Source organism: Endozoicomonas sp. SESOKO4 (assembly GCF_024606275.1).
Window position 1 is genome coordinate 1 of sequence record NZ_JAHHPS010000209.1, and the last position, 2,232, is coordinate 2,232.

General features: G+C 41.4%; 1 protein-coding gene. It reads left to right on the forward strand.

Annotated features, from left to right (window positions below):
* Nucleotides 1-1,255 precede the first annotated feature (1,255 nt).
* Nucleotides 1,256-2,232 (forward strand): outer membrane beta-barrel protein (locus KDK16_RS04055; RefSeq protein ID WP_257274777.1); only part of this gene is annotated, 977 nt, incomplete at its 3' end.

Here is a 2,232-nt window from a genome sequence, read left to right on the forward strand (position 1 = left end):
AGTTCGGGCAATACGGGACAGGTTGTCTGAACCCATCTGTATGAGGCCAAAAATAACCAGCGCAATAAGGTTAATAGGGGATTGAGCCAGCCAAGAGAGGTTTTAAGGCGCTTTGCCAGTGAATGGGTGTGTTGCACGAAAGGTGAATGCTTGAGGTAATGGGCTTGCAGAATATCTGCTATTGGCCACCTAATTCACCCTTTCATATCAAGCTTTGTCTCGAAATTTTCCACTACAGAGCTGGGAGGCTGACCGAGAATAGCGCCCGTAGCGAGGACGCTTAAGTCCGACAGGCTGCTAGCGCTGGTTGCGTGATGGGTAGCTACACAGTTTATCCAGCCTTGGCTGGATGTTTTCGGTGACTTTCAAGGAAGGTAGATGTCACCCCAACTTGTGCAGCTAAATCATAATGCTGCTGATCCTCTGATTGTTCAGGGTGAAGTCATACATCACCATATACCGGTACACCTTGCGCTTTTGCCTTTTTGCACCAAGTATGCTGGGTTGCATCAGTGATGCTGGTTTCTCTTTTAAGCTGAACCACGGAAACATTATTGGGTGGCATCATCCTCTGAATAATGGACTTCTTTCATTTCTTTGGAGTAGCGAGCCATAACAGCCTCTTTCTAAATGCTCTCAGTTATTGAGAGTCATGAGTCAAAATAGACGACATTTGTCCTGACAAATGGGATTATTGCGTTCACTACAGTAAGTAGAAAAAATATTATGAGTCAGTGATTTAAAAAACTAAGTCGTTTAATGTAAAACGATAAAGTTCTTACTATCAACGTAAGGTGAGAGATTATTGTAACCGCACCGAGTGTGACGGGCTATAAAATCCCTATTAAATTTATATTTAATTTTGATGCTTGTTTATTAGTCCAGTTTGAAGATTTCGCAACCATCCATCTTGGATTTTTCTTATTTTTTAGGGGTTACATTTCGCCAATTGTTGATTTTTAGCTTTTAATACTTACTTTTTCCGGAAAGAGTTTCGGGGCAGTACTTTTAGTCGTGTGCATCAGTATAAGTATAAGGCATACGCCTTATGATTGACGCCAAAACACTCTTTTGATACTTTCTGTGCCCATCGAATCGACAGCCAGATTGAAGCGGTTTGTTCGGATGTGTGAGCCCTTTCATAAAAATACCGGCCATCAGTGATGAACCAGAACTGAGATAAAAAAGCTTAAATCATACTGGTTATCTTTGTCTTGCTATTCCAATATTCAGTAGTTGATTGAAGGGCGGTAGCGTGCTCAAGAGTGATTTTAGATTACTAAGGAAAAGCTTTTTTCTTCTCTTTATTTTTTCCTCAAGTGTCAAGGCCGACGAATGTATAAGGCCTTTACCTTTTGATTCAGTATGTTTAGAGGCGGAGATAGCAGCAGCGATCAAGTATGATGATAATATCTTCCGTAGCCGCAGCAAGAAAGGTTCTTCGGTTTATGTTCTAAGCCCACGGCTTTCTACTTTTCTTAAAAATGATAACAATCGGTATAGCCTGACCTTGAATGCAGCCAGAAATGACTATTCAAGGTTTCAAACGGGTAGTTTTCTTGATTATGGCCTGTCAGGCAGAATCGAGCATGAACTGAATAGCCGACATAGAATCAATCTAGATGTGACCGATGAGTTGTCTCATGATTTGAGTTCAGAAGAAGAAAGAGAAAACCTTTTTCTTGAATACCGGCAGCGGATTTTTTCTGGAAAATATGGTTTCGGATCCAAAAGAGCAAAAGCCCATATAGACTTTGAGTATCAGTTGAACACAAGAAGCTATGAAGATAGTGGTTTCAACGATCGCCGGTTAGAAGACTATGAGTTATTATTTTTCTTGCAGTTGATGCCTGACACAGATGCAGTATTTGAGGTATCCCATCGTTCACTACAATATCCTGATCTGGAAAATACAGGCTATGAAGTCAGCAGTTATCTGGCTGGTTTTAACTGGAATTACAGCTCCAAGACATTGTTCTTTCTGAAACTGGGGCGTCGATATCAGGTGGCAGATGAGAGTCAGGCAGGAAAAGAAGGTTTTACCGGATGGGATGCTGGTCTCACATACAAGCCAAGAACTTACTCCGTATTCAAACTAACAACCGGTCAAGATTATGATTACGATTACGATGAGCCTCAGAGTGCTAATTTCATACAGGCTCGTTTTATTGATTTTTCCTGGCGTCATGGCTGGAGCGCCAAATTAGCCACCAGATTGGATTGGATCTATTC